We start from the raw sequence: 22964 nt of genomic DNA on the forward strand, positions 1-22964 counted from the left end.
GACGACTCATGGTTTCACCCTCAGATTTCGCACATCGTAATAAAAATGATACACAAAAAGCTATACATACCCGACCGGCAGCTGCAATGGGTATTCTAGTGATTGGACTCGCTGCCATTGCCTTTGGACTGGCACTTTCGGTCTCAGTAGGTGCGGCAGATATCAAGCTAGCTACGGTATGGGAAGCAATATTTCATTTCAATCCAGATGTACAAAAACATCAGGTGATAAGAGAACTGCGATTTCCACGCGCGATAGCAGGTGCTTTGGTCGGTGCTTGCTTCGCAGTAGCAGGGGCAATCATGCAGGGGATGACAAGGAACCCTCTTGCGGATTCAGGTCTGTTAGGCTTGAATGCGGGAGCAGGTGTAGCGCTGGCCATAGTTTTTGCTTTTGCACCTTCGATCTCATTCACTTCACTTATGTTGTTTTGTTTTATAGGTGCTGCTATAGCTTCTTTTATCGTATTTGGAATCGGGTCGCTATCTTTTAATGGCCTTACACCTTTACGTTTGACGCTGGCAGGTTCCGCGGTAAGTGCACTACTGGTTGCTGTTAGTCAGGGCATAGCTATTCTTTTTAACTTATCCCAAGATATAGCCTTCTGGTTGGCTGGCGGAATGGGCGGGGCAAGCTGGACTCAGATCAAGATTATTTTCCCTTGGGTGTTCGTGGCATTAATCGCAGCGATGATGTTATCGCGGTCTGTCACCTTGCTCAGCTTAGGAAGAGAAGTTGCAGTTGGTCTGGGGCAGCGGACAAGATTAGTACAGTTGGCATGTATGATTGTTGTAGTAGTTCTTGCCGGAAGTGCAGTCTCAATGGTTGGCCCGATTGCTTTTATAGGACTAATTATTCCACATGTAGCACGTTATTTCGTTGGAGTAGATTATCGCTGGATCATTCCTTGCTCGGCAGTTCTTGGGAGCTTATTGATCATCTTTGCGGATATCGCCGCTAGAATGAATAATGCCCCTTTTGAGACGCCGCTAGGCGCATTAATTGCCATCATCGGTGTACCTTTCTTTATTTACTTAGCGAGTAAGCGGAAGGGGGAGCTGTAATGCACAGAACAACCCTTTCTACCAATGAAAATGAACGCCGTACACGTGCTATTACAGTGTTAGCGGTCCTTGCCATATTGATCGTTGTTGTTTTTATTGTCAGTATGAATACAGGATTTATGCGTCTATCCCCACGGGAGGTATTACATACACTGCTGGGTGATGGAACTCATCAGCAAAAGCTTATTTTATTTGATTTCAGATTGCCTCGCATCGTAATTTCATTGTTGGTTGGAGCGGGCTTTGCGGTGTCAGGCTGTATTTTACAAAGTCTCGCAAGAAATGCACTTGCTGAACCGGCTACGCTGGGCATAAGTGCGGGTGCTGGTTTTGCGGTAATCATTTTTATCTCGTTTTTTCCGGCTACAACAGCAGCTCCGGTATTTGTCTTGCCGCTCTTAGCGCTTGGAGGGGCTAGCTTAACCGCCGCTTTAATCTATATTCTTGCTTATAGAAAAGCAGATGGTCTATCTCCAACAAGGTTGATCCTTATCGGGATTGCAGTCGCTGCCGGAATTAACGCTTGCCAGCTGGTGTTGGCACTTCGGCTTGATCCCAATAATTATCAGTTTGTAGCGACTTGGATCGCCGGGAAAATATGGGGTGGCGATTGGAGATTCGTCCTTGCTCTGCTACCTTGGATAGCGATTCTGTTACCGTTCGCCTTCTATAAAGCCCGTATTCTTAATGTATTGAATCTAGGGGACCATACTTCAGTAGGACTTGGAATGCGAGTGGAGAAGGAGCGTATTCTCCTTCTAGTGACTGCAGTTGCGCTTGCCGGCTCCTGCGTTGCTGTAAGTGGAGGAATTGGCTTTGTCGGCCTAATTGCACCACATCTTGCCCGCAAGCTTGTGGGACCCCGTCATCAGGTATTATTGCCCGCTAGTGCGTTGACAGGGGCGCTTCTTATGATTACTGCTGATACTATCGGCAGATGGGTGTTACAGCCTGCAGAAGTTCCAACAGGCATCGTGGTTGCGATCATTGGTGCACCTTACTTTTTATATTTACTCGCCAAATCGAAAGCATAATGCGTACGAAGCGAGTTTTACTATGTAGTTCATTCTAGGAGCATAGCTCCATAAAACTTTTAAGGAGTTGTTAACATGTCAGAACGTTTGAACACAGAAGAGTTAAGTATTGGGTATGCAGAGGCTACAATTGTTAAAGGGTTGAACTTAACTATCCCTACGGGAAAAATAACCGCACTAGTGGGGGCTAACGGTTCTGGTAAATCTACAATTCTTAAAACAATGGCCCGGATCATGAAGCCTAAGAGCGGCAGTGTAATGCTGGACGGTAAATCGATCCATAACTTTTCAACGAAAGAGGTAGCTCGTCAGCTTGCGATCTTACCGCAAAACCCAACGGCTCCAGACGGTCTAACGGTCTCTGAACTTGTCAGCTATGGTCGCTTCCCGCATCAAAAAGGATTTGGCACAATGACAGCAGAGGATCGCAGCATTATCTCCAACGCAATCACTGTTACAGGTATGGAGCCTTTCCATGACCGTCCGATTGACCGCTTATCTGGAGGACAACGTCAGCGTGCTTGGATCGCTATGGCATTGGCGCAAGAAACTGACATTCTATTCCTGGACGAACCAACAACATTTCTAGATATGGCTCACCAGCTTGAAGTTCTACAGCTTCTGCAAAAGCTGAATGAGGAAGAAGGCCGTACCATTATCATGGTCGTGCATGATTTGAATCATGCTACTCGCTATGCACAGCATATGGTAGCTATTAAATCCGGTACTGTGGTTAGTGAAGGCTCACCTACTGAAGTTATGACACCAGATGTACTGCGTGAGGTGTTTGGAATTGAGGCAGATATTGTTCCAGATCCACGTACAGGTGTGCCTCTGTGTCTTCCTTACGAGCTTGCGGCCTACAAAGCCGTATAATTATATTGAAATCATACAACGAACAGGCTCCCGTCATTGACAAGGGAGCCTGTTCGTTGTTACAGTTGTGGTTGCCTACAAATCCATGATACTACTACTAAAAATAGATCAAGGACCATCATTTATACATGGTTAAAGGAGCATGAAACATGAATATTGACAAAATTCAAAATGACCTAGAGCAGTTAATGACTGCAGGGATTGTGAAGAGTCATGAGAACTTAAAAGATCACGTGTATACCAAAATGGGCGGTAAAGCTGATATTTTGGCAGCACCAGCTACTTATGAGGAAATTCAAAAGATCGTTACATATGCGGAACAGAATGGGATAAACCTTACGATACTTGGGAACGGCTCCAATGTGATTATCCGTGATGGAGGTGTGCGCGGAATAGTTCTGCAAACAGCAGGACTAACGGATGTGGGGATTCGAGACAATCTCTTATATGCGGAGTGCGGCGCTAAGATTATTGATGTTTCCAGATATGCGCTGGATATGGAGCTTACGGGTCTTGAGTTCGCCTGTGGCATTCCAGGAACGGTTGGTGGAGCGTTATACATGAACGCAGGCGCTTACGGCGGAGAAATTAAAGATGTACTGCATAGTGCACTGGCTATAACTAAGAGCGGACAATTAGTGACTCTTCAAGGGGATGAGCTGCAATGGGGTTATAGAAAAAGCGTGTTCGCAAGCGGTGAATACATCGTACTTGAGGCCAATTTTGCTATGACTTCTGGTGATGCATTAGCCATCAAGTCGAAAATGGATGAACTTACTTACTTGCGTGAATCCAAGCAACCGCTTGAGTATCCTTCCTGTGGTAGTGTCTTTAAACGTCCTCCAGGTCGGTTTGCAGGTCAGTTAATTCAAGAGAGTGGCTTGCAGGGAACAAGAATCGGTGGTGCTGAGGTATCCAAGAAGCATGCAGGGTTTATTGTAAATGCAGATAATGCAACCGCCAGCGATTACATTGGGCTAATTCACCATGTAAGAGCGACTGTGAAGGATAAATTCGGAGTGGAGCTTGAAACTGAAGTGGAGATCATTGGAGAAGAGTAACTATTAATTAGAAAGAGCCCACAGATTACTGTGGGCTCTTTTGCTGTCATTACATATGGTTTAATCCACTGAAAGGGTATATTTAGCTCTTTCAGTAGTTATTTCCGCCTTGCGATCACTTATGTCCTCAATCCGAAGCCCGTCAATAGCTAAGTCATAGGTGGAGTGTGGTAGCGATACTAGCTCACCATCGGCGTTTAAAGTGCTGCCAAATCCTTTTAATATTAATGCACTCCCTAGATAATCATCGATAACATCCTCCGCACTCCGAAACTCAACAGCCTCTAGATTAAAATGAATTTTATCCAGATCACGAAGCTCTTTCTTTTCAATTACAATAGTTTCATTCACATGACTGTTAATCCAGTCCATAAGTTTCTGTATACTTTGTTCCATTAGATGATCCCACCCTTACCTCGAAGATTATTATGTTTAAGTTACCCTTTTCTTAGGATTTGAATCCTTATTTTTGCCACATCTGAGCGGATTTGAACAAAGGAAGGTACTAAGGAATAGCGAATGTTACAGAATAGCAACAACAGAGATAATCCTCTACAACCAGAATAAGGATAGAAGAAAGTTAACTATTCTAAAAAGGGGGGAGTGTTATTGATTCAGCTAACTGAGGTCTCAAAATATTATCAGGAGAGGTGTGCAGTTGATCGAATTACTTTCACGGTGGAGAAAGGTGAGGTCTTTGGATTTCTAGGTCCCAATGGTGCAGGGAAGACTACAACGATGCGCATGATGACAGGGCTACTTCAGTCTACAAGTGGAGAGATTTTAATTAATGGCATGAATATTTCACGTCATAAAAAAGAAATCCATGCTCAAATTGGTGTTGTTTTCGAGCTTCCGAACCTATACATGCGTAGTTCTATTCGAAATAATCTGGAGCTGTTCGCTGATCTGTATAGGGTAGCAGGAAATCGAGTGAATGAAGTCATGGAAACCCTCCAGCTGTTAGATAAGGAAAAAGCTAAAGTAAGCAGCTTATCCAAAGGCTGGAAGCAGCGTGTTCTAATCGCCAGAGCATTATTACATAAGCCTCAAGTGTTGTTTTTAGATGAGCCTACAAGTGGGTTAGATCCAAATTCAGCTTCACTCATACGTAATCACGTCAAGAGAATTCAAGAAGAAGGCACAACCATCGTCTTAACGACGCATGATATGCACGAAGCCGAGGCATTAAGCGATAGAGTGGGCATCATGCACGCTGGTGCTTTGGTGGCACTCGATGAACCGCATAGACTTAAGACCATTTATGGTAAACCAGAAATTGAAGTTAAATATCAGCAGGATGGGAAAGTGGTTATGAAATCCTGGCCGATTGCAGAAGAAGCTACTAAAGATCATATCTATCAGCTAATGTCTACGAATCAAATTCTAAGTATGCACAGTAAAGAAGCTTCGCTGGCAGATGTATTCGCTGCCCTGACGGGAAGTGAGCTAAGTTGAGTTATCAGATATGGAAGCTGTTTAAACATGAAAGTAAGGATATACTGCGTAATCCTGCGACTGTAATTCTAATAATTTTGCCTATATTTATGGCTAAAATCATCATCACTGTAGTGGACAAGAGCGGTTTGGACTTCATGCTTCTTTCTACATGGATATTATTTGCGCAAGTGATGGTTGGGATCATGATTACCGGCCCAGGATTAATTGAGGAGCGGGAGAGTAAGACTTATGATGCGCTGTTGATTACTCCGCTAAGCAGAGGCCAGATTATTACAGCGAAAGCTGGATCTGTTCTTGTTTTTTCTTTGTTATCACAGCTGATTGTTTATGTACTAAATCAAGGTTTGACAATGGATTTACTCCCTTCCTTAATGTATATGTTATTGGGTGGAATTATCTTTGTGCAAGTTGGAATTATCATTGGTTTAAAGGTAAGTTCCTCCAAAAATGGTTCAGCCATTTGCTCCGCATTTATGGTCGTTTTTTTCTTAGTAGCTTCTGTGTACGTCGCTCTTCCAGAGTGGACCTATCCGATCTTTGTAATTCTGCCAAGTATTGAAATCGTCCAGAATTTGAACAGTATTCTAAATGGAGAAGGAGTATTGCTCCTAGAAAGCCTGCTTTTGCTCTTGTGGATTGTGGTGCTTTCGCTCTGGATTTGGAAGACGGGCAAAGCGTAGAACTTGTCAGAAGCAAATTACCATGGTATAGTTCAAGACGCAATATGCATGAAGAAGAAGTCTGCACGGATTGTGCAGGAGAGGTTCGCGAACTCCCTCTATAAAAAACTAAGAGTATATTAAATCTTATAAGCGGATGCAGTCCTTAACCCGGACGTTGCTTCCGTTTCTTCTTAGTGGAGCAAAGTTTTCGAAATCTCGTTCTTCTTTCCATTACCGGCCAAGGCCGAAGGAAAAGAGAGGGGTTTTTTGTCGTGTCAGAAGGAAGATTGAAAGAGGAAATGCAAGAAGTCACTTTACTTGGTAATCAGGGAACGCAGTACAAGTTTGGTTATGATCCAGCTATTCTTGAGGTGTTTGATAACAAGCATCCAGGGCGTGATTATTTTGTTAAATTCAACTGCCCTGAGTTTACTAGCTTATGTCCTGTTACAGGTCAGCCGGATTTTGCCACACTGTATATTTCGTATATTCCTGAACAGAAAATGGTGGAATCTAAATCATTAAAGCTGTATCTGTTTAGTTTCCGTAACCACGGTGACTTTCATGAGGACTGCGTCAACATTATTATGAATGATCTGATCTCACTGATGGACCCACGATACATTGAGGTATGGGGCAAGTTCACTCCGCGTGGAGGAATATCTATTGATCCTTATTGCAACTATGGAAGACCGGGTACGAAGTATGAGGCGATGGCGGAGCACCGCTTAATGAATCACGACCTCTATCCAGAAAAAGTGGATAACCGCTAATCCCAACAAGTTGATAAGGAGAGATTAAGATGAACAAAAAAGCACTCGTCGTATTTAGCGGCGGACAAGATAGCACCACTTGCCTGGTTTGGGCATTGAAGCAGTTTGAGGAAGTGCAGGTAGTTACCTTTAATTATAATCAGCGTCATGCGGCTGAAATCGAAGTTGCTACAGAAATAGCAGCTAAGTTTAATGTAAAACAGCATATCCTTGATCTTGGGCTGCTTAATCAGCTGGCACCAAATGCACTAACCCGCCAGGATATTGATATCGTTGCTGGCGAAGGTGATGAGCTTCCTAGTACATTTGTTGACGGACGGAATCTGTTATTTTTGTCTTTTTCCGCAATATTAGCTAAACAATTGGGTTACTCCCATATCGTCACTGGTGTCTGCCAAACGGACTTTAGCGGGTATCCGGACTGCCGTGATGTATTTGTGAAATCATTGAATGTTACGCTGAATTTATCTATGGACTATGAGTTTGCGATACACACTCCATTGATGTGGCTGGATAAAAAAGAAACGTGGAAAATGGCCGATGAACTGGGTTATTTTGATTATGTTCGCGAACACACATTGACCTGTTACAACGGTATTATTGGCAGTGGCTGCGGTACTTGTCCAGCCTGTCTGTTGCGTCAGCGTGGTCTTGAGCAATATGAGGCGGAGAGAATGGAGGCCGGATCTTAATGCTTAACGAGGTTTCAGTCTGCAAAATATTTACGTTTGATGCGGCGCATCAATTAATTGGTCACAAAGGGAAATGTAGCAATCTGCATGGACATACTTATAAGCTCGAAGTAGTGCTTAAGGGCAAACCAGAGGCTACGGAAGGCCATTCAGACGAAGGGTTTGTTATTGACTTCAGTGATATCAAGACGACTGTGCAACAAAGCCTTGTAGACCGTCTAGATCACGCTTTTCTCGCTATGGGAAACGAACCTGTGTTAGAGACGTTAACGAATACGGGTTCCAAAGTAGCTTTGTTGTCTTTCCGCACCACAGTTGAAAATATGTCTTCATATATTGCCTACAAGCTTAAGCAAGCAGGGTTGCCTTTGTACTCGGTAAAGCTATGGGAGACTCCAACCTCCTGGGCAGAGGTGCTGGCTGAAGATGTTCCGGATGAAGGGCCATCCTACCGTTTATATGGAGGCTGTGACTGTGAGTAAGATTCCTGTAATTGAAATGTTCGGTCCAACTATTCAAGGCGAAGGTGCGGTAATTGGAGTGAAGACGATGTTTGTCCGTACCTATGGCTGCGATTATCGCTGTGGCTGGTGTGATTCTGCTTTTACTTGGGATGGTACTGCTAAGGATAAGGTTCGAATGATGACCTCGGATGAAATTATGAATGAACTTTTAGCTATAGCTGGAGATAATTTCGACTGTGTTACGATTTCAGGCGGAAATCCTGCTTTGATTGGTGATGGGCTGGGCTCTTTTATTAACCTGCTACATGAGCGAGGGATACAAGCCGCTATAGAAACTCAGGGCAGTAAATGGCAGGAATGGTTCAATAACGTGGATGTGCTGACCATTAGTCCGAAGCCGCCAAGCTCAGGGATGACGACGAATTGGGAAATACTAGATAACATCATGAGTAAGATGGAGAATCTGGGCCGCTCTACGCACAGTCTTAAAGTCGTTGTGTTTGATGATAAGGACTTTAATTATGCAAAAGACATTCACCAGCGATATCCAAATGTGCAGCTCTTTCTGCAGCCTGGGAATGATGATGTCACTGAAGAAGGCGACATTTCTGCTCGACTTTTGGGAAGGCTGGAATGGTTGTTTAATAAAGTAATCGTAGACTCTGAGATGAATAGAGTACGTGTCCTTCCACAGCTGCATGCATTGATCTGGCATAATAAACGTGGCAAGTAAAAAGTATTTAAATGTAACGGGTGTCTGCTCAGCAGATGCCCTTTTTTTATTGATTTAAGCCTTGAAATTTGTAGATAGAATGTCCCATAATCTGGTATGATTTTCATAAAAGTTGTAGGAGGTACTTAATGGGAAATTCAACTGCACTATTAATTATCGATGTTCAAGAAGCTATGTTCTCTTATCCTGATCAAAAGCTGTACGATGAAGAGGGTGTAATGGAGAGAATTATTTCCCTTCAGAACAAAGCTAGGGTTGCAGGTACTCCAATAGTTTATATTCAACACACCGAAGATGAGGAATATACAAAAGGTACGCCCACATGGCAGATCAGTCACCGCATCACACCGCAGGAAGGCGAAGTTATTGTGGAGAAGCCTACTTGGGATGCTTTTCACCGAACCGAACTGCAAGAGGAGCTACAGAAGCTGGGGATCACGAATCTGGTGATTTGTGGGATGCAAAGTGAGTTCTGCCTAGATACGACAATAAGACGCGCATACAGTATGGGGTATAAGAGTGTTCTCGTCCAAGATGCTCATAGCACCTTTGATAATGGGGTTCTGAATAGTAGTGAGATCGTTAAGCATCATAATGCGGTAATCGGAGGGAGATTCGCCCAGTTACGAGCTGAAAGCGAGGTTCAGTTCTAGATGAATACACCTCAGGCTGCCATGAAACCTATTCAGCGTTCTCGACTTAGACTGTTTGCCGGAAAGCGATATTTTATTTGGAAAAGATATTTGAAATGGTGCACTAGCCGCAGCAAGGTGGCGAAGCAGCGCACTAGTGAAATTTTATCTAATGAAGTGATGACTCATGCTACACCGTTATTAAGAAGTCTACGGAATGTAGATATGGTGCTTCAATACAATAAAATAACCAATTTACGTCTGGCGATAGCGAAAATGGATGGGCTCTTGGTGCGCCCGGGTGAGACTTTTTCCTATTGGAGAAGCATTGGTAAGCCCAGTAAGCGAAAAGGGTATCTGGACGGGATGGTGCTGCATTATGGTGGCTTCCATTCTGGAGTCGGCGGGGGACTGTGCCAGTTGTCCAATCTGATCTACTGGATGACACTGCATACACCTCTTACGGTTACAGAACGGCATCGGCACAGCTATGATGTATTTCCAGATGAACAGCGCACACAGCCATTTGGAAGCGGGGCCACCTGTTCTTATAATTATTTGGATCTTCAAGTGAAGAATAACACGAATCAAACGTATCAATTAAAGCTCTGGCTGGATGACAGCCATTTGCATGGGGAATGGAGATGCGATGAGCAGTCCCTTTATAAATATGAAGTGTACGAAAGTGATCATTGGATAAGCCTAGAACCATGGGGCGGATATATTCGTAGCAATAAGATCAGTCGAAAAATATTCACACGTACCGGCGACCTAGTTGGAGATGAAGCTGTAACGGATAACTATGCGCTTATGATGTATTCTCCGCTTCTTCATGGATAAGAGGATAAGGTAATGGGTTATAACATAGTAGACACGTTATCGTTCTATCCTATGCTATACTCAAAGGAGCGGATTAACAGCATGAAAGCATTAACCTACCAAGGGAAGAAGAAAGTGAAAGTTAAAGAGGTTGCTGATCCGAAGATTGAGAAAAAGGATGACATTATCGTTCGAATTACTTCTACAGCGATTTGTGGCTCAGATCTGCACATTTTTAACGGTGAAATTCCAGGTATGCATGATGACTATGTTATTGGTCATGAGCCCATGGGGATTGTTGAGGAGACCGGTCCAGACGTAACTAAAGTCAAGAAAGGCGACCGGATCATTATTCCCTTTAATGTAGCTTGTGGTCAGTGCTACTTCTGCCAGCATGAGATGGAGAGTCAATGCGACAATGCTAATGACGCCAAGGATACAGGCGGATATCTGGGTTATTCCGATACTTATGGGGGCTTTGCAGGAGGGCAAGCCGAATTACTGCGGGTTCCTTATGGTAATTTCGGCCCTTTTGTCGTTCCTGAGGATGCAGAAATGGAAGATGAGAAAATTCTTTTCTTATCTGATATTGTGCCTACTGCTTGGTGGGGAGTAGAAAGCGGCGGAGTGAAGCCAGGGGATACAGTCATTGTTCTCGGTTGCGGGCCTGTTGGTCTGCTTACTCAGAAGTTTGCCTGGATCAAAGGCGCCTCAAGAGTAATTGCAGTTGATCATATTGGCTACCGTCTGCAGCATGCGAAGCTGACCAATAATGTCGAAATTTACAACTTTGAAGAGATTAAGGATATTGAAGCTCATTTGAAGGAGATAACACATGGGGGCGCAGATGTAGTTATTGACTGTGTAGGTTTGGATGCCAAAATATCTGCTTTGGAGAAAGTGGAAACCACTCTGAAGCTACAGGGAGGCTCACTCAGTGCATTTAGAATGGCCTCGGATATCGTACGTAAATTCGGAACTATTCAGCTTGTAGGAGTTTATGGGCTTAATTACAATATGTTCCCTTTGGGTCATCTATTTGAACGCAACATTACTTTAAAAATGGGACAGGCTCCAGTGATTCACTATATGCCTTTGCTTTATAAGATGATTAAAGAGAATAAATTTGATCCCACAGATATCATTACACATCGCTTGCCTATCAGCAAAGCGGAGCATGGCTATGACATTTTTAGTGAGAAAAAAGAGGATTGCATCAAGGTGGTTCTGAAACCTTAGCCTTTAAGAAGCATGAGCTCTCGTCAGAAATGACATTGCTTATGCTTTTTTTAGTGAAATCTAATGAAAATAGATGCATTTTTTCACGGTCTGCGTTAAATTAACATAAGTGACTTAAGATAGTGAAAGGACGCGTACCATGTGAAGCTTAAAAAACCGCCACTTCCTATTCCGATTTTAATGTTGATTGGGATTGTGGCCATCTCTTTTTCCGCCATTTTTATTAAGTGGTCAGCAGCGCCAGCATCTATACAAGGAATGTATCGGCTGTTGTTCACCTCGCTGCTGATGTTGCCTTTTGCAAGACCATACAGCGGAGCAGCGTTTGCTCTTCGTAAAAAAGACTGGATCATGCTTGTGCTCTCAGGCACTATGCTAGCTCTACATTTTTTGCTTTGGATGGGCTCTTTGAAGTATACTTCGGTAGCTAGTTCAACGATGATCATGGCGCTGGAGCCAGTGTTTATTATGCTGGGCGTTTATTTTTTGTATAAGGAAAAAACGGCTGTGTCTGCTATTCTGGGGCTGAGTATTGCTATTGGCGGAGTAGTGTTTATCGGTTGGGGCGATATTGGTATCTCTGCAGATAATCTTAAAGGTGATTTGTTATCGGTTGGAGGAACAGTAGCGGTAGCTGTGCATATGCTTATCGGTCAAAAGCTTGTAGTGCGCATGCCCTCATACCTGTACAGCTTGATAGTCTTCTTATCAGCGGCTGGTGTGTTTGCCATTTACAATCTGTTCATGGGGATTTCCTTTTTTAATTATCCTGCGAATGAGTGGGGGATTTTCCTATTGCTAGCAGTTGTTCCTACGGTGTTTGGTCATATTTTATTTAATTGGCTGCTTCAGTATGTATCCGCAACTACGGTATCTATGAACATCTTAGGAGAACCAGTGGGGGCTAGTATCCTTGCTTATCTGCTATTAGGTGAACAATTAACTGCGCTACAATGGGCAGGTGGACTTTTGGTTATGTTTGGACTGGGTGTATATTTGTACGCTGGAAGAAAGAAAACGATTCAGGTGGCAGATGCCATTCAGAATGCTTCATAACAGATATTTTAATCATAAAGGGGTCGCAAGGTATGGAAGAACAAGATCAAAATTTAGAACTACATCCTGGAAAAGGCACTGCGCCAACGAGTGAGGAACTATGGAACGAAGACACGTACACAGCTTGGGTTGCTCGATTTGGTACACCGTCTGAGGCTGCAGCCAAGTTAATTAAGGAACCAAGTGCAAAGCTGTACCCGCTCTCTTCTTATTTTGGAGATGTACAGGGTAAAAAGATGATGAATCTCATGGGATCAAACGGAATGAAAGCAGTCGCGCTGTCATTACTTGGAGCGGACCTTACTGTTGCTGACTTCTCAGAAGCTAATGCGCGTTATGCAGCTGATCTCGCACAAGAAGCAGGTGTTCAGCTTAACTATATCGTATCAGATGTTCTTAAGCTGCCAGATCACGTGCTTGATGGTTCATATGATATCGTATTTGCTGAATTAGGAATTGTACACTACTTTACCGACCTAGCACCGTTTATGGAAACCGTCCGCCATTTACTTTCTCCTGGTGGGATTTTTGTTCTACGTGATTTCCATCCTGTGACAACTAAGCTTATATCCTCTAAGGGTTCTACAGCGAAGGTTCGTAAGCACAAAGTTAGCGGGGACTATTTCGATACGACATTGGAAGAAAAAAAGGTCTCGTACTCTAAGTATTTGCCTTCCACAGGCAAACCAATAGACGAACAGGAACATAGCGTTGTATATTGGCGCCGCTGGACGCTTGGAGAAATTGTAACAGCTGCTGCCAGTTCCGGGCTTGTGATCCGCCAATTGATCGAAGAACCCAATCTATCCTCGGATGTTTATGATAAAGGAATACCAAAGACATTCACCTTGGTGGCAGGAAAGGGTCAGAACCTGTAGGCTATTCGAATGTAAGGATCACAACTGTTATACACATATGAGCTGATCTAAAGGCTACTTCGTCCGTAAAAGGACGGTGTAGTCTTTTTTGCTTGCTTCAAAACATAAAATTTTAAACTTTTTTACGGAGAATATTCCATTACATTGGAAACTTATAGGTAATACAATAATTTTACATTCAACATTTGAAAGCGATTACTTTACAAAAAGGCAATCATAAAGGATTTGAGGTGGATATGAAATGGACGAAGTATTACTACGAATGGCGGGGATTGATAAATTTTTTCCTGGTGTTCATGCATTGAATCAATGTCAATTTGAGCTGAAGCGTGGGGAAGTGCATGCCTTAGTCGGTGAAAATGGCGCAGGAAAGTCTACCTTAATGAAGATTGCAACAGGAGTCTATTCCAAGGATGCGGGTCAGATGTGGTACAAGGGATCTGAGGTGGAGATTGCTAATACTCGCGCTGCGCAGGAACTCGGGATTAGTATCATTCATCAGGAACTGAATCTAATGCCGCATCTTACAGTGGCCCAAAATATATTTATTGGTCGTGAGCCGCGCAAGGCGCTGAAATGGTTCGTTGATGATCTGGAGCTAAATCGTAAGGTGCAGGAACTGTTTGATCAGATGAATCTAAAACTAGATCCGAAGACTTTGGTCTCAGATCTGACAGTTGCTAATCAGCAAATGGTTGAAATCGCCAAAGCTTTGTCCTTCAATGCGGAGGTACTGATCATGGATGAACCAACTGCAGCGTTGACAGATACGGAAATTAACGAGTTATTCCGTATGATCGAGCAATTACGAGAAAAAGGTGTAGGTATTATATACATCTCTCACCGCATGGATGAGTTGAAACGGATCACAGACCGCATTACAGTCATGCGGGATGGTTGTTACGTGGATACTGTTCGGACGGATTCAATAACTATTGATCAGATTATTAGCATGATGGTTGGTCGTGAACTGTATCAAACGTCGAAGCCAACACATTCGTTACAGACAGAGCAAGTCGTACTAGAGGTTCGAAACTTATCCAGTGGGCAAATGTTGAAGGATATCAGCTTTCATCTGAATAAAGGTGAGATTCTGGGCTTCGCTGGATTAATGGGCGCTGGACGTACTGAGGTTGTTCGTGCCGTATTTGGGGCTGATCCTATCGATAAGGGTGAGATTAAGCTGCATGGAAATACGGTTCGTATAAAACAGCCTCACCAAGCAGTGCAGCATGGAATTGGCTATTTGTCCGAAGATCGCAAACGCTACGGGCTGCTTGTAGATATGGACATTAGCATGAATAATGCGATTGCTTCCTTCTATAAATTCCGTAATGCATTCGGATGGATGAGGGATCGGGAGATGCGAAAGTCCGCGGAGCAGCATGCGGAAGCACTAGCAACCAAGACTCCAAGTGTAAGTCAAAAAGTCAAATTTTTATCCGGTGGGAATCAGCAAAAAGTAGTTATCGGGAAATGGTTAACGAGAGATTGCGATGTGTTGATCTTCGACGAGCCCACACGTGGTATTGATGTAGGAGCGAAAAGTGAGATCTATAAGTTGCTTGATCAGCTAGCAGGTGAGGGAAAAGCGATCATTATAGTCTCTTCAGATCTCCCAGAGATTCTAAGAATGAGCCATCGCATTATTGTCATGTGTGAAGGACGTATAACTGGTGAACTACTCGCAGAAGAAGCATCGCAAGAAGCGATAATGAAATATGCGACGATGCGTTCATAATCGTTCAAGAGTTTATCGGAGGTGTCAGGGTCATGAAGATTGCAGATAAAGGGACTAGCCAGCCTATCAGCTCTAAGCAAAGCGGGGCGCAATCAGGGTTTAAACAAAAATTATTAGCATTCGCAAGTTTGATCATTCTGGTCATCGTATTTTCCGTAGCATCAAGTAACTTTTTTCAGTTTTCTAACCTAGTTGGAATCCTCGTCTCGACAGCTGTAATTGGAGTATTAGCGCTGGGTGCCACCTTTGTAATTATTACGGGTGGGATCGACCTTGCTTTGGGTACTGTGATGACCTTCTCCTCGGTGATGGTTGGCGTCATCATTACATTCTGGGGCCTACCTGTTCCACTCGGAATTGTAGGCGGGATTCTAGCTGGTGCACTATGCGGTTTTATAAGTGGTTTAATGGTGGCGAAAATGAATATTCCTCCTTTCATTGCTACTCTGGCGATTATGATGGTCACTAAAGGATTATCACTTGTCATAACGGGTGCCAAGCCGATTTATTTCAATGATGATCCGATTTTTGCCAAGATTGCAATGGGCAAGATGATCCCAGGCATTCCTAACACCATCGTAATCTTCTTATTGCTCGGTGTTATCGCAAGCATCATCTTGTCGAAGACCATTATTGGACGCTATAACTTTGCACTTGGCAGCAATGAAGAAGCAACTCGCTTATCAGGTGTGAATACGGTCAAATGGAAGATTGTGATCTATACCATCACAGGGATTTTCAGCGGAATCGCTGGTATCCTGATGGCATCACGTCTAAATTCAGCCCAGCCATCACTTGGCACTGGTTATGAACTTGAAGCTATAGCGGCTGTCGTCATTGGAGGCACATCTTTAAGCGGGGGCGTAGGTTCTATTCTAGGTACAATTATTGGTGCACTGATTATGAGTGTACTGACGAATGGCTTACAGATTATGTCCGTTGCTCAGGAATGGCGGACAGTCATTGTCGGTGTTGTAATCATCATAGCAGTGTATGCTGATATTCTTCGCAGACGGAAGCAATGAACTAGGTATTATCTCCATACGGAGTGATATACAAAGCAAATGACGAGGGGGAAGATTTAAATGAAACAACGTCGAAGAGGGATTATCATGCTTGCCAGTTTATTACTGGCTACTACCTTACTTGGTGCTTGTAACAACAGTGATAGCAAAAAGAGTGCATCCGGTTCAGACAAACCATATATCCCAGTCATTTCAAAAGGCTTCCAGCATCAATTCTGGCAAGCGGTGAAGCAAGGAGCCGAGAAGGCTGCCAAGGAGTTTAATGTCGAGATTACGTTTGAAGGACCTGAAAATGAGAGTCAGGTAGATAAACAAATTGAGATGCTGCAGACGGCGCTAGATAAGAAACCAGCAGCAATCGCGTTAGCAGCTCTCGATAGCAAAGCAGCGATTCCATATCTGGAAAAGGCAAAGGAAAACAATATTCCAATCATTGGCTTTGACTCTGGTGTAGATAGCGATATTCCTGTAGCAACCGCAGCGACTGACAATAAAGCGGCAGCAGCTTTGGCAGCTGATAAAATGGCTGAGTTGATCGGCAAAAAGGGTAAAGTAGGTTTAGTTGTACATGACCAAACAAGCAGCACAGGTCAACAGCGTCGTGATGGCTTCTTAGAACAAATGAAAGCGAAATATCCAGATATTGAAGTGTTAGAGCCGCAATATGGCGGCGGAGATCAGTTGAAGTCCACGGATCTTGCAAAAGCGATGATGCAAGCCAATCCGGACCTTAAAGGAATCTATGGCTCAAACGAAGGATCTGCAGTAGGAGTAGCTAATGCAGTAAATGAATTACAGATGGGTGGTAAGATTGTGGTTATCGGCTTTGACTCCGGTAAACAGTTAATGGATGCTATTCGTAGTGGTGTTGTAGCTGGCGCTGTTACACAGGACCCCATTGGTATTGGGTATCAAGCGGTGAAGGCAGCTGTGCAGGCGATTAAAGGGGAAACCGTAGAAAAGAATATTGATACCGGGTTTCACTGGTACGATAAGAACAATATAGATTCCGATGAGATCAAACCTCTGCTGTACGAATAGAAGAGATTAATAATAGAGGTTGCCTCAAGAAGGCAACCTCTATTATGCTTATCCCAAAAGGTAAACATTTACATTACATGTACTCGATGAGTCAATAGCTGAGGAGGTGTTGGATGTATAAGATTATTCTAGTTGATGATGAAGACGAGGTTCGTGAGGGGATTAAACAGAAGATAGCATGGAATAATCATGGTTTTGAACTTGTTGGAGATTTCGATAACGGCAGAGATGCCCTTGATGCAGTCGAGCAGTATCGACCGGATGTGATTATTACAGATATTTGCATGCCCTTTATGGATGGACTAGGATTGGCTAAAGCTGTAATGGAACGATACCGGGACATGAAGGTCATTATCGTAACTGGTTATGAAGACTTCGAATACGCTAAACAGGCTATAACCTTGAAGGTGACGGAATATTTGTTAAAACCAATTAATGCTCGTGAGTTTGCCGAATATCTAAGCAAGATGAAGCAGGGTTTGGATGAAGAGCATTTACAAAAGGCCAATATCGCTAAGCTTCGTATGCAATTAAATCAGAGCTTTCCTTTGCTTCGCGAACGTTTTCTGGAGAAGCTTGTTACTACTCGTATGAAAAACGACGAGATCGAGAATAAAATGAATTATTTTCATATACAGCTGCGGGGTGAGGCTAACCTTGCACTCGTAATCGATATAGAAATGGACAATCGTAGCCTGGATATTGCTTCTGATGCTGAGCTGCTGCGCTTTGCAGCTTTTAACATTGTGCAGGAGCAACTTGAGAAGGAGCAGGGCGGTGTCGTATTTCAGACGAGAGATGGGAAATTCGCTGCGATATTATCAGGGGATTCCGAAGAGATCGAAGTCACAACACAACTTCTTGCAGATCAAGTACAAACCAGCCTGAACAAGTATTTGAAGCTGACGGCTACCATCGGCATCGGTAGAAAATACGTTGATTTACAGCAAATTCCACAATCATTCCAGGAAGCGATTTCATCCATAGAATATCGATATCTTTTAGGCATAGATAAGGTTATCTCCATACAGGATCTTGAGTTCGGCAAAGGATTGGATCAAGCACATTTCTCTTCATGGGAAAAGCAATTCATATCCGCGTTGAAGACAGGTAAAGCATCAGCGATCTCAGAGGTCCTCTCAAAATGGTTTCAGGAGCTAAAGAGCAATAGCTCTTCTATAGAAGACTGCCACAGTAGCATCTACCAAATGCTCGTTTCTCTAATGAACTATGTGGTCGATATCGGATTCCCAAATACAGAGCTTGTTTCGCATAATATGTTTGCTGAGGTTGCAGCCCTTAAGACTTTAGATGAAGCTAGGAATTATTTGGAGAGAACTTGCCATGAGTTGATACTCAAGCTATCGGAACAAAGAACAACCGTCAGAACCTCTCAGATGAAAGCAGCCGAAGCTTATATTCGGGAGAATTATTGTAATGACAGCTTTTCACTTAATGAGCTCTGCAGCCATATTTTTATGAGCATCAGTTATTTCAGTGCGACCTTTAAACAGCATACTGGAGAGACTTTTATTGAGTATTTGACTCGTCTCCGTTTGGAAAAAGCTAAAGAGCTCCTTACCGTCACACAGTTGAAGACTTATGACATCGCTGCTAGAGTTGGCTATGCTGATCCTCAGTACTTTAGTGTGATTTTCAAACGTAATGTTGGGATCACACCGAAGGAATATCGACAGCGACAGAAGGAGAATCTCCTTCTATGAAACCTCATCGCTTCTTCCGAAGTCGAAGTATTCATAATAATATCGCTATTTCTTTTTCCCTTCTTATTCTCTGCACAACTATAGTTCTGAGCTATACTTCATACCGACTCTCCTCAGCTGCCGTCATGGGGAATTCCGTAGCCTATACTTCACAATTAATAGAACAAGTAAAACTGAACATCGAGAATTATATTAGTAACATGGAGAGTATTGCTGCTTTGGTATTAACTAGTAGTGATCTTGAGAGATATGTAGAAGGTTCGAGTTCGGGACAAGAAGGGAAAGTCAAAGATAAGCAGTTAGCCAGCCAATATCTTCGATCTGTCGTCCAATCCCGCACCGACATTTCTTCTATAGTGTATGCAAGCTCGGAGGGTATAACGGTTTCAGATCGACTGGACGCGGTTTTGAAACCGCTTCCTGAGTTGATTGCTCAAGAGTGGTATCAGCAAGCTTTGAACCAGACGGGAGTCGCTGTCTCCTCTTCACATGTGCAGCACTTATTTCAGGATGAATATCGTTGGGTAGTGTCGATCAGTAGAAAGCTATCAGATACCTTTTCAGAAATGGAAGCAGATCGACAAGGTGTGCTACTTGTAGATCTTAATTACAGCGTTATTAACAATTTGTGCAAACAAATCGAACTGGGAAAACGCGGTTATGTATTCATCGTAGATCCGTCAGGGAGCCTAGTCTATCATCCTCAACAGCAGCTGATCTACTCGCAGCTTAAGTTTGAGCAATTGGAAACCGTTCTTGGGATTAAAAGCGGGTCGGTTACAGTGAACACTGGGAACGAGCAGAAGCTGTACACGGTGGATACAACCAGCTTTGGTTGGAAGATTGTGGGGGTGACCTATCCAGATGATCTGGTTGCTAACAAACAGCAGATGCAAGGTACAGCTGCCTTGTGGGGAGCAGTAAGTCTCATCTTTGCCATGGCTATATCTGTGCTTCTTTCGTACGCACTAACTAAGCCACTCAAGAATCTTGAAATAAACATGAAAAAGGCTGAACGCGGAGAGTTCGACATTCGTGTGGAAATTGAGAGCACGAACGAAATTGGCAAGCTTGCCCGAACATTTAATCTGATGATCATGAAGATTAAAGAGTTAATGAGCCAGATTGTGATGGAGCAAGAGATGAAGCGTGTGAGTGAGTTGAAGGCCTTACAAGCACAGATTAAGCCCCACTTTTTGTACAATACGCTAGACTCGATCATCTGGATGGCAGAGACCGGTAAGATGGAGGAGGTGGTCGAAATGACCTCATCATTATCGAAGCTGCTGCGTTCTACGATTGGTGAGGGCGAGGAATTGATTCCGATCGCAAGAGAACTAGAACATATTCGCCACTATCTAACGATTCAAAATATGCGCTATCGCCATAAATTCACATATTCGATAGAGGTGAATGAAGACATTCTTGAATGCAGTATATTGAAATTGGTCCTTCAACCCTTAGTTGAAAATGCGATTTATCATGGGATAAAGCATAATCCTGAGCAAGGGCAAATCCTGATTAGAGGTAAAAAAGAGCAAAACGATATTACCATTCAGGTTATAGATAATGGTGTTGGTATGAATCCAGAGCAGATGAACAAGTTATTGCTTCAAAAGGCAGATTACAGGATTGGCAGTGGGGTTGGCGTCGCAAATGTGAACCATCGCATTCAGCTATATTTCGGGGACCATTACGGGTTGTCTTTTACGAGTGAAATGGAAGAAGGGACGACGGTCACTTTAAGAATTCCTGCGCTCTATGAGGAGGAGAGTCCATGAGCTCACTATGGTCGAAAATAGGCTTGTCTGCTCTACTGTTATTCTTCATTGTAGCGCTCGGGTGTGTAGGTTATCGTATGTTTATGAACGATCTTGATCCAAAGGTCGGAACCATTATCTACGTTCCTAAGACTATCGATACCAGTATTGAATTCTGGGAGGTAATGAAACAAGGGGTGGCGACTGCTGCCAAGGAATTCGGTGCAGATGTCCATACGGTAGGAACAGATACCGAGCTAGATGTAGATAAGCAGATTCAATTACTGGAACAGGCGATTGAGGAGAAGCCTGATGCCATTATTTTGGCTGCTACCGACTATTATCGTCTCGTTCCGGTTGCAGAGCAGATTAAGGCGGCTGGTATCACTCTTATTACGGTGGATTCGGGACTGAACGGCGGTGTATCGGAGAGTTTTATAGCTACAGATAATTATGAAGCAGGCCGTAAAGCAGCGCAGAAGTTGATTGAAAATATTCAAAGCGACGATCAAGTCGCCATTATGAATTTTGTACAAGGCTCCGCTACAGCTATCGAAAGGGAGAAAGGGGTTCGGGATGCTTTATCTCAGAATGGAGTTAATCTTGTGCAGGATACTCTTTACAGTAACGGATCTTCGAAGAAGGCATATCAATTAACTGTTGATCTTCTAAAGAATCAGCCACAACTAAAGGGAATCATTGGCCTAAATGAGCCCTCTACATTAGGTGCGGGACTGGCGATTATGGATATGGGCTTAAAATCAAAAGTGAAGCTGGTTGGGTTCGACAATTCCAGTAGTGAGGTTCAGTTGCTGGAGAACGAAACGATGCTGGGAACGGTGATTCAAAAACCTTTTACTATGGGGTACTTGGCTGTGAAAACTGCACTTGAAGTCGTTTCAGGTCACAAAGTAGCTCCTGTTATGGATACAGGCTCCGAATTCATTACGAAGGAAAATATGTACACAAGTGAGAATGAAAAGTTAATGTTTCCCTTTATAGAATAAGCAAATAAGAGCGCTCAAAACCATTTTGGCTTTGGGCGCTCCCTTTTATAAAATAGAAGGACCTATTAGTTGTTGTTTAATATATCGGCAAAAGATTGCTGCAACGGTGTTAATATATGATCTTTTCGCCAAGCCAGTACAAAACCACCGCTCTCAGGCAAAACTCCCGGTAGAGGAGCATAACAAAGACGACCTAACGCAAGTTCTGCTTCAATGCTAACTCTAGAACAAATACCTACGCCATCTCCCTCGCTAACTAACATCTTTAGAGTTTCAGGTGAATTCAACTCGGATCGGTTCCACAAGCGAATATGATTTATTTCTGCCCATTGATCCGCAAATCCCCGTAAACAAGAACCACCCTCATACTGAATCCAAGGCTCAAGCGCGATCTGTTCTGGTGTTAACTTCTCTATAGTTGCAAAAGGGTGACCAGGGGCAAAAATGAGCACAGGCTCGTCGCGGACAACCAGCTGAAAGTTAAAGGATTCATCATGCCAATCAGAAGTATGTAAAATAGCCATTTGAATTTCTCGGCTTCGGAGTCGTTCCTTTAACAAAATATCACTTTGGATCGACATTGAATTATTAATCCCAGGATATTGTTTCATGAATTGGATTAGCGCTTTAGGTAAAATATAAGTTGCAGGTATATAACTTGCTTCCAGCTTTAAAGTACCTTGTGTTGGTGAAGAAAACTGTTTAACAGTACGTTCAGCTTCAGCTGTAAGTGAGACAATCTTGAGCGCATATTGATAAAGGGCCCGACCCGCATCTGTGAGCAGTACTCTTCCACTTCGATATTGGAATAAAGGCGTTCCAAATTCATTCTCTAGATTCTTCATATGAAAAGATACTGTGGGTTGTTTAAGGCCTAATTCAGCAGCTACATCGGTTACTTTCTTATATTTTTCAAGTAGGATAACGATCTTTAACTTCATAATATTCATGACTTTCCTCCGTACAATGCTAAGTTGGATAACAAATTATATCTCCATTATAGATTAAATCTATACATATATATAGTTTCTATTGGTATTTTTATCGTTGGCTTTACAAAGTTAAGAAGTTTCTCTAACGAACGAGCTCTAGAATAAGAAGAGTCAGAGGGGCTAAGAAGCTCCGGACAACAACAATAACATATGCGTACAATGCACTTTTACAGTAAACAAGCATATGGGGGCCAAAGCTCCACAACACCATGTTAAAGCTTTCCAAGCCA

General features: G+C 43.2%; 23 protein-coding genes and 1 riboswitch. Of the genes, 21 read left to right on the forward strand and 2 right to left on the reverse strand.

Annotation, left to right across the window (positions count from 1 at the left end):
- Positions 1 to 8 precede the first annotated feature (8 nt).
- The 4 genes from NSQ29_RS10710 (at position 9) to murB (ending at position 4035) form a co-directional block, all read left to right on the forward strand.
- Positions 9 to 1064, forward strand: a complete 1056-nt coding sequence (locus tag NSQ29_RS10710; protein ID WP_341125011.1) for a FecCD family ABC transporter permease — start codon at positions 9 to 11, stop codon at positions 1062 to 1064.
- Positions 1064 to 2098, forward strand: coding sequence for a FecCD family ABC transporter permease (locus NSQ29_RS10715; protein ID WP_341125012.1), 1035 nt, complete (start codon positions 1064 to 1066; stop codon positions 2096 to 2098). The genes NSQ29_RS10710 and NSQ29_RS10715 overlap by 1 nt, the downstream gene beginning before the upstream one ends.
- Before the next feature lie 75 nt (positions 2099 to 2173).
- Positions 2174 to 2974, forward strand: coding sequence for an ABC transporter ATP-binding protein (locus NSQ29_RS10720; protein ID WP_042188632.1), 801 nt, complete (start codon positions 2174 to 2176; stop codon positions 2972 to 2974).
- A gap of 149 nt (positions 2975 to 3123) precedes the next feature.
- Positions 3124 to 4035 carry a UDP-N-acetylmuramate dehydrogenase gene (gene murB / locus NSQ29_RS10725; protein ID WP_341125013.1) on the forward strand — a complete coding sequence of 304 codons (912 nt, stop codon included), beginning with the start codon at positions 3124 to 3126 and terminating at the stop codon, positions 4033 to 4035.
- Between the two features lie 60 nt (positions 4036 to 4095).
- On the opposite strand, the gene NSQ29_RS10730 is transcribed toward murB, so the two are convergent.
- Entirely contained in the window at positions 4096 to 4431 is a 336-nt protein-coding gene (locus NSQ29_RS10730; RefSeq protein WP_042188628.1) for a hypothetical protein, read from the reverse strand.
- Between the two features lie 213 nt (positions 4432 to 4644).
- On the opposite strand from NSQ29_RS10730, the gene NSQ29_RS10735 reads away from it, so the two are divergent.
- The 17 genes from NSQ29_RS10735 (at position 4645) to NSQ29_RS10815 (ending at position 21742) form a co-directional block, all read left to right on the forward strand.
- Entirely contained in the window at positions 4645 to 5493 is an 849-nt protein-coding gene (locus tag NSQ29_RS10735) for an ABC transporter ATP-binding protein (protein ID WP_341125014.1), read from the forward strand.
- Positions 5490 to 6176 carry an ABC transporter permease gene (locus NSQ29_RS10740; RefSeq protein ID WP_341125015.1) on the forward strand — a complete coding sequence of 229 codons (687 nt, stop codon included), beginning with the start codon at positions 5490 to 5492 and terminating at the stop codon, positions 6174 to 6176. The genes NSQ29_RS10735 and NSQ29_RS10740 overlap by 4 nt, the downstream gene beginning before the upstream one ends.
- 74 nt (positions 6177 to 6250) lie before the next feature.
- Positions 6251 to 6294, forward strand: a riboswitch (PreQ1 riboswitch).
- Between the two features lie 163 nt (positions 6295 to 6457).
- Positions 6458 to 6931: a preQ(1) synthase gene (gene queF / locus NSQ29_RS10745; RefSeq protein WP_042193989.1), complete on the forward strand. Its 474-nt coding sequence runs from the start codon at positions 6458 to 6460 to the stop codon at positions 6929 to 6931.
- A gap of 29 nt (positions 6932 to 6960) precedes the next feature.
- Complete coding sequence (gene queC, locus NSQ29_RS10750) at positions 6961 to 7623, forward strand: 7-cyano-7-deazaguanine synthase QueC (protein ID WP_042188622.1); 663 nt, start codon at positions 6961 to 6963, stop codon at positions 7621 to 7623.
- A complete protein-coding gene (locus tag NSQ29_RS10755) occupies positions 7623 to 8105 on the forward strand; it encodes a 6-pyruvoyl trahydropterin synthase family protein (RefSeq protein ID WP_076298716.1) in 483 nt (160 codons plus the stop codon). Before queC ends, NSQ29_RS10755 begins: the two co-directional genes overlap by 1 nt.
- Complete coding sequence (gene queE, locus NSQ29_RS10760) at positions 8098 to 8820, forward strand: 7-carboxy-7-deazaguanine synthase QueE (protein ID WP_341125016.1); 723 nt, start codon at positions 8098 to 8100, stop codon at positions 8818 to 8820. Before NSQ29_RS10755 ends, queE begins: the two co-directional genes overlap by 8 nt.
- A gap of 128 nt (positions 8821 to 8948) precedes the next feature.
- On the forward strand, positions 8949 to 9473 hold the full coding sequence (locus tag NSQ29_RS10765) for a cysteine hydrolase family protein (protein ID WP_042188616.1): 525 nt from the start codon (positions 8949 to 8951) through the stop codon (positions 9471 to 9473).
- Entirely contained in the window at positions 9474 to 10292 is an 819-nt protein-coding gene (locus NSQ29_RS10770) for a VanW family protein (protein WP_341125017.1), read from the forward strand.
- An 81-nt stretch (positions 10293 to 10373) separates the two neighbouring features.
- A complete protein-coding gene (locus NSQ29_RS10775) occupies positions 10374 to 11510 on the forward strand; it encodes a zinc-dependent alcohol dehydrogenase (protein WP_076283791.1) in 1137 nt (378 codons plus the stop codon).
- Positions 11511 to 11651: 141 nt separating this feature from the next.
- On the forward strand, positions 11652 to 12566 hold the full coding sequence (locus tag NSQ29_RS10780; RefSeq protein WP_179086659.1) for a DMT family transporter: 915 nt from the start codon (positions 11652 to 11654) through the stop codon (positions 12564 to 12566).
- Positions 12567 to 12598: 32 nt separating this feature from the next.
- Positions 12599 to 13444, forward strand: a complete 846-nt coding sequence (locus NSQ29_RS10785; protein WP_042188610.1) for a class I SAM-dependent methyltransferase — start codon at positions 12599 to 12601, stop codon at positions 13442 to 13444.
- Between the two features lie 241 nt (positions 13445 to 13685).
- A complete protein-coding gene (locus NSQ29_RS10790) occupies positions 13686 to 15185 on the forward strand; it encodes a sugar ABC transporter ATP-binding protein (RefSeq protein WP_339796021.1) in 1500 nt (499 codons plus the stop codon).
- A gap of 32 nt (positions 15186 to 15217) precedes the next feature.
- The gene (locus NSQ29_RS10795; protein ID WP_340969859.1) at positions 15218 to 16210 is read left to right on the forward strand and encodes an ABC transporter permease; all 993 of its coding nucleotides are present in this window, start codon (positions 15218 to 15220) and stop codon (positions 16208 to 16210) included.
- A gap of 60 nt (positions 16211 to 16270) precedes the next feature.
- A complete protein-coding gene (locus tag NSQ29_RS10800; protein ID WP_060623448.1) occupies positions 16271 to 17251 on the forward strand; it encodes an ABC transporter substrate-binding protein in 981 nt (326 codons plus the stop codon).
- Between the two features lie 113 nt (positions 17252 to 17364).
- Positions 17365 to 18975, forward strand: coding sequence for a response regulator (locus NSQ29_RS10805; RefSeq protein ID WP_341125018.1), 1611 nt, complete (start codon positions 17365 to 17367; stop codon positions 18973 to 18975).
- The gene (locus NSQ29_RS10810; protein ID WP_341125019.1) at positions 18972 to 20756 is read left to right on the forward strand and encodes a cache domain-containing sensor histidine kinase; all 1785 of its coding nucleotides are present in this window, start codon (positions 18972 to 18974) and stop codon (positions 20754 to 20756) included. The genes NSQ29_RS10805 and NSQ29_RS10810 overlap by 4 nt, the downstream gene beginning before the upstream one ends.
- Positions 20753 to 21742 carry a substrate-binding domain-containing protein gene (locus tag NSQ29_RS10815; protein WP_341125020.1) on the forward strand — a complete coding sequence of 330 codons (990 nt, stop codon included), beginning with the start codon at positions 20753 to 20755 and terminating at the stop codon, positions 21740 to 21742. The genes NSQ29_RS10810 and NSQ29_RS10815 overlap by 4 nt, the downstream gene beginning before the upstream one ends.
- Before the next feature lie 65 nt (positions 21743 to 21807).
- On the opposite strand, the gene NSQ29_RS10820 is transcribed toward NSQ29_RS10815, so the two are convergent.
- On the reverse strand, positions 21808 to 22692 hold the full coding sequence (locus NSQ29_RS10820; RefSeq protein ID WP_076283614.1) for a LysR family transcriptional regulator: 885 nt from the start codon (positions 22690 to 22692) through the stop codon (positions 21808 to 21810).
- Between the last annotated feature and the right edge of the window lie 272 nt (positions 22693 to 22964).

The organism is Paenibacillus sp. FSL F4-0236, from assembly GCF_038000135.1.
GTDB lineage: Bacteria > Bacillota > Bacilli > Paenibacillales > Paenibacillaceae > Paenibacillus_AQ.

Bases quoted from the DNA above. Each gene is read 5' to 3' on its own strand.
- NSQ29_RS10800 (WP_060623448.1), top strand. From the start codon at position 16,271: ATGAAACAACGTCGAAGAGGGATTATCATGCTTGCCAGTTTATTACTG.
- NSQ29_RS10795 (WP_340969859.1), top strand. From the start codon at position 15,218: ATGAAGATTGCAGATAAAGGGACTAGCCAGCCTATCAGCTCTAAGCAA.
- NSQ29_RS10720 (WP_042188632.1), top strand. From the start codon at position 2,174: ATGTCAGAACGTTTGAACACAGAAGAGTTAAGTATTGGGTATGCAGAG.
- NSQ29_RS10710 (WP_341125011.1), top strand. From the start codon at position 9: ATGGTTTCACCCTCAGATTTCGCACATCGTAATAAAAATGATACACAA.
- NSQ29_RS10785 (WP_042188610.1), top strand. From the start codon at position 12,599: ATGGAAGAACAAGATCAAAATTTAGAACTACATCCTGGAAAAGGCACT.
- NSQ29_RS10755 (WP_076298716.1), top strand. From the start codon at position 7,623: ATGCTTAACGAGGTTTCAGTCTGCAAAATATTTACGTTTGATGCGGCG.
- NSQ29_RS10810 (WP_341125019.1), top strand. From the start codon at position 18,972: ATGAAACCTCATCGCTTCTTCCGAAGTCGAAGTATTCATAATAATATC.
- NSQ29_RS10715 (WP_341125012.1), top strand. From the start codon at position 1,064: ATGCACAGAACAACCCTTTCTACCAATGAAAATGAACGCCGTACACGT.
- NSQ29_RS10820 (WP_076283614.1), bottom strand. From the start codon at position 22,692: ATGAATATTATGAAGTTAAAGATCGTTATCCTACTTGAAAAATATAAG.
- NSQ29_RS10775 (WP_076283791.1), top strand. From the start codon at position 10,374: ATGAAAGCATTAACCTACCAAGGGAAGAAGAAAGTGAAAGTTAAAGAG.
- queF (WP_042193989.1), top strand. From the start codon at position 6,458: ATGCAAGAAGTCACTTTACTTGGTAATCAGGGAACGCAGTACAAGTTT.
- queC (WP_042188622.1), top strand. From the start codon at position 6,961: ATGAACAAAAAAGCACTCGTCGTATTTAGCGGCGGACAAGATAGCACC.
- NSQ29_RS10770 (WP_341125017.1), top strand. From the start codon at position 9,474: ATGAATACACCTCAGGCTGCCATGAAACCTATTCAGCGTTCTCGACTT.
- NSQ29_RS10815 (WP_341125020.1), top strand. From the start codon at position 20,753: ATGAGCTCACTATGGTCGAAAATAGGCTTGTCTGCTCTACTGTTATTC.
- NSQ29_RS10730 (WP_042188628.1), bottom strand. From the start codon at position 4,431: ATGGAACAAAGTATACAGAAACTTATGGACTGGATTAACAGTCATGTG.
- NSQ29_RS10765 (WP_042188616.1), top strand. From the start codon at position 8,949: ATGGGAAATTCAACTGCACTATTAATTATCGATGTTCAAGAAGCTATG.
- murB (WP_341125013.1), top strand. From the start codon at position 3,124: ATGAATATTGACAAAATTCAAAATGACCTAGAGCAGTTAATGACTGCA.
- NSQ29_RS10790 (WP_339796021.1), top strand. From the start codon at position 13,686: ATGGACGAAGTATTACTACGAATGGCGGGGATTGATAAATTTTTTCCT.
- NSQ29_RS10805 (WP_341125018.1), top strand. From the start codon at position 17,365: ATGTATAAGATTATTCTAGTTGATGATGAAGACGAGGTTCGTGAGGGG.